Source organism: Stenotrophomonas sp. 05L44_2 (assembly GCF_056665995.1).
The window spans coordinates 1-8,031 of sequence record NZ_JBFTNR010000272.1 but is presented as its reverse complement, the minus strand read 5'-3'; the positions used below and the strand labels follow the sequence as shown (position 1 = coordinate 8,031).

Annotated in this window: 6 protein-coding genes; all 6 read right to left on the bottom strand. The window is 67.9% G+C overall.

Annotated elements, in window-relative coordinates:
• Positions 1–118: 118 nt before the first annotated feature.
• Positions 119–832, bottom strand: coding sequence for a tRNA (adenosine(37)-N6)-threonylcarbamoyltransferase complex dimerization subunit type 1 TsaB (gene tsaB, locus AC1VAN_RS11045; protein ID WP_025877742.1), 714 nt, complete (start codon positions 830–832; stop codon positions 119–121).
• A gap of 9 nt (positions 833–841) precedes the next feature.
• Positions 842–2,890, bottom strand: coding sequence for a DNA repair helicase YoaA (gene yoaA, locus AC1VAN_RS11040; protein WP_480985805.1), 2,049 nt, complete (start codon positions 2,888–2,890; stop codon positions 842–844).
• 559 nt (positions 2,891–3,449) lie between these two features.
• Entirely contained in the window at positions 3,450–3,986 is a 537-nt protein-coding gene (locus AC1VAN_RS11035; RefSeq protein WP_080150494.1) for a hypothetical protein, read from the bottom strand.
• Positions 3,983–6,424, bottom strand: coding sequence for a penicillin-binding protein 1B (gene mrcB, locus AC1VAN_RS11030; RefSeq protein WP_480985804.1), 2,442 nt, complete (start codon positions 6,422–6,424; stop codon positions 3,983–3,985). The genes AC1VAN_RS11035 and mrcB overlap by 4 nt, the downstream gene beginning before the upstream one ends.
• A gap of 84 nt (positions 6,425–6,508) precedes the next feature.
• On the bottom strand, positions 6,509–7,543 hold the full coding sequence (locus tag AC1VAN_RS11025; protein WP_032974980.1) for a glycosyltransferase family 2 protein: 1,035 nt from the start codon (positions 7,541–7,543) through the stop codon (positions 6,509–6,511).
• The coding region (locus AC1VAN_RS11020) for an NAD-dependent epimerase/dehydratase family protein (RefSeq protein WP_480985803.1) at positions 7,540–8,031 on the bottom strand (492 nt) is incomplete at its 5' end. The genes AC1VAN_RS11020 and AC1VAN_RS11025, both read right to left, overlap by 4 nt.

Genomic DNA, 8,031 nt, shown 5'->3' with positions numbered 1-8,031 from the left:
CCATGGACGGCGCGCCCGAGCCTACATGGACGTATTCACGGCGCCCCCTGCGCAGCCCACCCGCCCGGCCAACCCACGGCTTCTGCTGTCAGCGACCCACCACCCCGCCACGAGGGGCTCAGCCGTTGGCCTTCGCCTTGGCATCCCGCGCCGCCTGCTGCTCGACCAGCGTCAGCGCCACGTTGTCCCGCAGGTACGCCGGCTCGACCTTCTCCGGCGCAATGCCTTCGCCGCGCGCGAACGCCGGTACCGCCAGTGCCAGCACATCCGCTGCACGTGGCAGCGCCGTTGCATCGAAGCGGCGCAGGCCAGCCCCCAGCTGCGCGACCAGCGCGCCCTCGGCCGCGGCAAACCCGGTGCCGACGCCGTAGACGGACGCAGCATCCGGCAACGACACCGCCGCCGGCACGCACACGCGCTCGGCATCCCGCGCCACCGGCAGTCCATCCACGCGCTCGAAGCGTGCCACGTACAACTCGCCCATCCGCGCATCGATCGCCGACAGGATCTGCTTCTCTTCCACCGGCGCGCGCAGCGCCAGCACCTGCAGCGTCGACACCGGCAGCAACGGCCGATCCAGCGCCAGCGCGATGCCCTGCGCCAACGCGATCGCCAGGCGCACACCGGTGAACGCACCGGGACCACGGCTGAGCGCGATGCCGTCCAGCTGGCGGCGGCTGATGCCGGCCTCGGCCAGCAGCTCCTCCGCCCACGGCAGGCTCAGTTCGGCATGCCGGCGGGGGGCGATCTCGAAGCGTTCCCGTACCTGCCCATCGACATGCAGGGCTACGGAACAGGCTTCGGTGGCGGTTTCAAAGGCGAGCAGTTTCATCGGATCGGGTCAGAACAGGGGGAACGTGGCGCCGGGAGCCGGCTCCGGCCCCGCCACGGCAGCGGTCGGGGCAGCGGCATCCGCCACGGGCGCCCATTGTGGCGCAAAGAAGGCCTGCACATCGGCCAGGGCCCGGGTTCGCCGGAACGGCGGCAGCGACTGCAGGAAGACCTTGCCATAACCCCGGTTGAGCAGGCGCGGGTCGCACAGCACCAGCACGCCACGGTCGGTCTCGCTGCGGATCAGGCGGCCAACGCCCTGCTTCAGGGCAATCACCGCCTGCGGCAACTGCTCGTCGCGGAAGGGATTGCCGCCCTGGGTGCGTATGGCATCCAGCCGCGCTTCGTACACCGGATCATCGGGCGTGGCGAAGGGCAGCTTGTCGATCACCACCACGCTCAATGCCTCGCCGACCACATCCACGCCCTCGCGGAAGCTGGCCGAGCCCAGCAGCACGCCATTGCCGGATTCGCGGAAACGCTGCAGCAGGGTCGCGCGCGGCGCTTCGCCCTGCACGAACAGCGGCCAGGGCCCATCACGCAGCGCCTCGGCCGCCTCGCGCAGCGCACGATGCGAAGCAAACAACAGGAACGCCCTGCCCTGCGACGCCTGCAGCACCGGACGCAGGACCTGGATCAGTGCGGTTCCGAAACCGCGCGCAGCCGGATCCGGCAGGCCTTCAGGCAGGYAGCACAGTGCCTGCTCGGGCCAGTTGAACGGACTGGGCTGTACCAGCGTCTGCGGATCATCCAGGCCCAGGCGCGTGGCGATGTGCTCGAAGCCACCGCCAACGGTCAGCGTGGCGGAGGTGAAAATCCATGCGGCATGGCTGCGCTCGCGATGTTCGCGCAGCGGTGCGGACACATCCATCGGCGTGCGCTGGCAGCGGAAACCGCGCGCGGTCAATTCATACCAGAGCACGTCACCAGCGACGGCGGTCGCTTCTGCAGGATCGGCATCGAAGTCGAGCGCGGGTTCTTCATCCCCCAGCCAACGGCCCAGCCGCGAAATCGCCTCACGTGCGCGCGCATGGCAGGCATCGAGGCCAGCAGCGGCTTCGCGCAGCGGTTGCAATGCCTGCTCCAGCACCACCAGGCTGGACATCACCGCATCGAAACCCTCGCGTACCTGCGGCATTGCCAGCGCGCGCCATTGGGTGCCACGCGCTGGCAGCCCCTCCATCGCAGCACGCAGTGCAGACAATGCCTGCTGCAGATGATCGACCGGTTCCTGCAGTGCAGACTGTGCGCCACCCACGCCGCGCGCTTCAACCAGGCAGTCACGGCCCAGTTCCTGCCAGGGGCGCATGCCGAAGCCTTCGCCGAAGAACTGCGCGGCCAGTTCGGGCAGCTGATGGGCCTCGTCGATGACGAAGGCCTGCGCACCGGGCAGCAGTTCACCGAAGCCCTCCTGCTTCAGCGCGAGATCGGCCAGCAGCAGGTGGTGGTTGACCACGACCAGATCGGCGGCCTGTGCACGCTGGCGGGCCCGCACGACGAAACAGTCATCCCAGAACGGACACTCGTTGCCCAAGCAGTTGTCGACGGTGGAAGTGACCATCGGCAGCAGCGGCGAGTCGTCGGCCAGGCCATCGAGTTCGGCGATATCGCCTGATTCCGAGCGGCCGGACCAAGCCAGGATGCGCTGGAACTGTGCCGCCTGTTCCGGGCTGGAGAAGCGCGGCTCGCCGCGTGCCTGCTGCAGGCGGTAGCGGCACAGGTAGTTGCTGCGCCCCTTCAGCAGCGCGCTGCGCACGCCGACGCCCAGTGCCTGGCGCACGCGCGGCAGGTCACGGTGGTAGAGCTGGTCCTGCAGCGCGCGCGTGCCGGTGGAAATGATGGTGCGCATTCCGGACAGCAGCACCGGCACCAGATAGGCAAAGGTCTTGCCGGTGCCGGTACCGGCTTCGGCGAGCAGCAGGTCGCGCTGCTGCATCGACGCGGCAATGGCCTCGGTAAGGCGCAGCTGCGCAGGACGCGGGACGAACGCATCCAGATGGGAGGCGAGCGCGCCGCCTTCGCTGAGGGCTTCGCGGCTGGCATGGACAAGGTCGGACATCAGGTGGAAAGGATACCCGGCCGGGCGTTGCCCGGCACCCGTTTCAGGCCAGAGCACAAGCAAAAGCAACGGCAACAGCGTTTGTTCATGGCTCTGGGTTGGACTGAGGGCTGGCGGGGGACTGTGGGTTTGCGGGGACGTCCCTGGGGGGTTGGCCGCGGCATCCATGCCGCGGACACCCCGCAAACCCACAGCCCCCCCCCTTCGACAGTTTCCCGGTGACGGRATGCAAAGGCAGAGCGGAAGCGGTTGGTGTAACGGAGAAAGTAGAAGGGGCCGGATCCGTTCTCCTGCGGAAAACGGATCCGACCCCGCAGCGAGTGCGCGCAGCGCGCGACCCGCTATTGATTTTCTTTTTCTTTTCCGTGGCTGGCCGCACACGGAAACTGTCAGAGGCCGGGCAGGTTGGGTTCGCGGGGGTGTCCGCGGCATGGATGCCGCGGCCAAGCCCCCAGGGATGGGTTCACGGCGTCCCCCGCGAATCCAACCTGCCCGGCCAGCGCGGCTTTTGCGCGACCAAGCAGCCAGCCACGAGGGGCTGCGCCGTTGGCTGGGAAACTCAGTACCGCTTGATCCCCGGCACCGTGCAGCCTTCAATCTGCGCGTGCGCGGACACCGCATTCTCCTTCTCGCCCCGCGCCAGGCGCGCCTGCTCGATCGTCGCCCAGTGCCGGCGGCACAACGGCCCCGTCTTCGAGCCAAGGTCCACAGCCTTGCGTGCGAACGTTTCCGCCTCCGCCCACTGGCCCTGCAGCAGCGCCAGTTCCGCGCGTTCCTGCAATACCGACGGATCACCGGCCACGATCTGCAACGCCTGGTCCAGGCTGCCGGCCGCGCCAGCCAGATCATTGGCCTTGCGCTGGGTCAGCGCCGTCTGCCGCAGATCCTCAACTTGGGAATCGCGCAGTGGCTGCACCGACAGCTCCTTGTCATCCGGCCCGGCTGCGGCTTCCACGGCTGCCAGCCGCTGTGCGGGCGTGGTGGTATCCACCGGCTTGACCACCTGCGGCGCGCTGCTCACGCAGGCCGCCAGGGCCAGGCTGAGGCCACTCAGGACCAGGGGCTGGAACAGCGAACGGATAGTCATCGGCATCATCGGCTTGGAGGAGGAGTCGCTGCAGCGGGTGCTGCGGCAGGTTCAGCGGCGGGTTCGGGCTTACGGTCAAGGCCGAACCAGCTGCGCCAGCCGCCGCCCTCGCCTTCCGCACCGCCCTGCGCGTCCGGCAAGGCCGCCGGTGCGCACGGTTCATACGCAGGCGCATAGCCCACCACGAACGGGAAGCGGCGGGCACCCGGGCACCCTTCATCGGTGCTGTTGGTTCCCGTGGCCGCAACCGGCTGCCAGTCGAGGCCCTTGTTGCTGACCTTCAACGGCGCCGTCGGCAGGCGCTGGAAGATGCCCGACCACACCCGCATCGCGCCGGTGGCGCCATACAGGCCGGCCTGTTCGTTCTGGTCATTGCCCATCCAGATCACCGCCAGGTGATCGCCGGTGTAACCGGCATACCAGCTGTCGCGGCCATCGTTGGTGGTGCCGGTCTYGCCGGCCGGCTGCAGGCGGCCCAGGCCATCGGCGTTCAAACGCTGCGCGGTACCACTGGCCACCACCTGCTGCAGGCCGATGCTGATCAGGTTGGCGGCAATCGAGTCACCTTCCTGTGCCGGTGCCGGGGTCTTGTCGTAACGCTTGAGCAGCTTGCCCTGCGGATCAAGGACGCCACGCACCGCGTGCAGCGGCTGGATCTCGCCGCCCGATGCCAGGAACTGGTACAGCTGSGCCATCGCRTACGGGCTCTGGTCGGTCGAGCCGAGGATCACCGCCGGGTTCGCCTCGGCCTTGATGCCGGCCAGCACGTGGATCAGCTGSGTCACCCGTTCCGGGCCGACCTGCATGCCCACCCGTACCGTCGCCTGGTTGTAGGAGTGGGCGAGCGCATCGATCAGGCGCACGGTGCCGTGGCTGCGGTTGTCCGCATTGCCGGGGTTCCAGTTGCGGCCGCGGCTGAGCTGCACGGTCACCGGTGAATCATCGACCCAGCTGGCCAGCGAATAGCGGTCCGGCTGCGCCAGTGCCAGCAGGTACACGAACGGCTTGAGCAGCGAACCGACCGGGCGCTGCGCCTCGATGGCGCGGTTGAAACCGACCTCGGACACTTCACGGCTGCCGATCACCGCCACCACGTCACCGTTGTGCACGTYGGTCATCACCAGGCCGGCCTGCAGCTCGGGGCGACGCTTGCTTTCCAGCGACTTGATGGTGCGCGTGACCGCACCTTCGGCATAAGCCTGCGCGGACGGCGACATGCCGCTCATCACGCTCAGGCCAGCGCCCTGCAGGGCGGATTCCGGATAGTCGTGGGCAAGCTGGCGACGCACCAGGTCAACGTAGGCCGGGAAGCGGTTGGCCGCCACCAGGCCCGGGGTCTTGGGCACGCCCAGCGGCGCCTTCAACGCGCGCTGGTACTCGGCATCGTCRATCAGGGTCGCCTCGTGCAGTTTGCCCAGCACGAAGTTGCGACGGTCCAGCGCGCGCTCGGGATTGCGCCGCGGGTCGTAGTAGGACGGTCCCTTGACCAGGCCGATCAGCAGCGCGATCTGCTCGGTTTCCAGCGAGGAGAGATCGCGGCCGAACCAGAACTCGGCACCGGAGGACATGCCGTGGATCGCCTGGCTGCCGCGCTGGCCCAGATACACCTGGTTGAGGTACGCCTCGAAGATGGTGCGCTTGTCATAGCGTGCTTCCATGATCAATGCATACAGCACTTCGTTGAACTTGCGGGTGACGGTCTGTTCCTTGCCGATTCCCAGCAGGCCGCTGCGGGCCAGCTGCTGGGTCAGGGTGGAAGCGCCCTGGCGGCTCTGCCCACCGGAGCGGACAGTCACCCAGACCGCGCGCGCGATACCGGACAGATCGATGCCGTGATGGCGGTTGAAGTCCTTGTCCTCGACCGCCTGCAGGCCAGTGACCAACAGGTCCGGGGCCTCGTTCATGCGGATCAGGCGGCGCTCTTCCTGCTTCTGCCCATACAGCGTGGCGATGCGCGCGGGATCCATGCGGGCCGCCTTCAGCGCCTTGCGGCTGTCGGCGTCCCGCAACGATGCGATGCTGCCGCCGGACAGCGACAGCTCGACCCGGCGCGCAGCAACGTGGCCGTCGACATCGTTGTAGCCGCGGCTGGAGATGACGAAGCGGCCGCCCTGCACCGCATAGGTTGCCGGATCCTTGCCCTGGCCATCATCGCGATAGGCCGAGGCGGCCAGTTCGGTTTTCAGGGTTGCCGCATCCATCGCCTTGCCGGGCATCAGCACCAGCGGGCGTGCATAGACGCGCGTCGGGATCTGCCAGCGCAGTTCACCGAAGCGTTGCGTCACCTGCTGGTTCAGGTACAGCGTATAGGGGATCAGGAAACCCAATCCCAACGCRACCGCAGCCATGGTCCAGGTGATCAGTCGGCGCCGCCAGAGCGGGCTGCCATCGTCCTGCAGGTCGTCGTCGGAATCGTCGATGTCGTCGGAATCGTAGCGTCGGGGCACGGGAATGCGGATTGATAGGGTCCGGCGAGTCTAACGCAGCCGCCGCGAAGGCAGGCAGGCGCCGGCCCCGGGTTTCACTGCAGTTCAAGCTGTGTGCGATTCCGTCCAGCCCCTGCGGGCGCCGGCCGCGGCCGCGTGAATGCCTCTCCAGCCTGCCCCGGCGAGGCACACATTGGCGAGCCGGGCCAGCAGGCGAGGCGCGTCCTGGGCAATCCAGCGCAGCGACACATCGGCCCGCCGATACAGCTGCAGCCGCGACCAGGCCATGCGCCAGGCCAGCGCTGCCAGGCCGTGGAAACGAACAGGCGCAATCAGCACGTCACGCCGACGCAGCAGCGCATCCAGCGCCAGCAGGCGATCGGCCGTGCGTTGCCGGCGTTGGCGTTCAAACAGGTCAAGCTGGCGCAGGTGCCGCATCAGTCCACGGCGGCCGGCACCGATCTGGTTGTTGCCATGCTGGCGATAATCAATGGTAGGCCGCGCGATCATGTCCAGCCCACCGTCCAGCGAGGCGACTACAGCCAGCCACTCGTCGTGGCTCCAGCACGGAGCGATCGGCAACGCACTCTCCAGCAGCCCCCGGCGCAGCGCACAGGTTGCCCCGGTAATGAAGTTGCGCAGCAGAACCGCATCGATCACAAGCCCGGATCGCTCCAGCGCCACTTCGGCCGGATGCACTCCCAGCACTTCAAGCAGGTGTCCACCCAGCGCAACGCCATCGCCATCGACCAGGCGCGCATCGCTGTGCAGCAGCAGCAGGCCCGGATCGGCCTGGAACCGTTGCAGGTAAGTTGCAACCCGATCGACATACCAGACGTCGTCCTGGTCGCACAGGAACAGGATGTCGGACCGACAGCGCTGCAGCGCATCGGCAAAATTCAGGATGTAGCCGAGATTGCGTGCATGCTGCACGACCTCGACGCGTATGCCCATCGCGCCCGCCCGGCTGCTGAATACCTGCAGCAGGGCCATGGTCTGATCCGAAGAGCCATCGTCGCCGATGACCACCTCATCCACCGGCTCGCTCTGCGCCAGGATGCTGTCCAACTGCGCCTGCAGGTAGCGCGCACCGTTGTAGGTACACAACGCAACTCCCACGCTGGGACGTACGGACGTCATGCCACTACCCCTGGCGGAGAGGCCGCAACGCGTGCGGATGCCAGTTCGGGGGTCATGGGCTGCCAGGTACCAGCATCCGGCCGGAAAGCGCGCGGCCGCACGCCCAGCAGCGCCGTCAATTCGCTGTTGTCGGCGATCAGGTCCTGCTGCAGGCGCGACACCGGGCCGCGCGCGCGGGGCAGAACCGCAGCCAGCGCGCGCAGCGACAGATCCGGGAGTCGCACAGGCAGGGTCGATTCCACCAGGCTGGCACGCATGCGACGGAACATCTCGTGGTAAGGCAGCCGTTCACCGCCACCGATTTCCAACACCCGGCCTGCGGCGGCCCCGGTTCGTATGGCCTGCACCATGGCCTGGGCGATGTCGTCGGCGTGCACCGGCTGACGCATGCCATGGGTCATCGGAGTGGGAAACACTCGAAGACGGCGCGCGCGCGCCACGATCGGGGAGATGCTGCGATCGATGCCGGCACCGTAGATCAGCGTCGT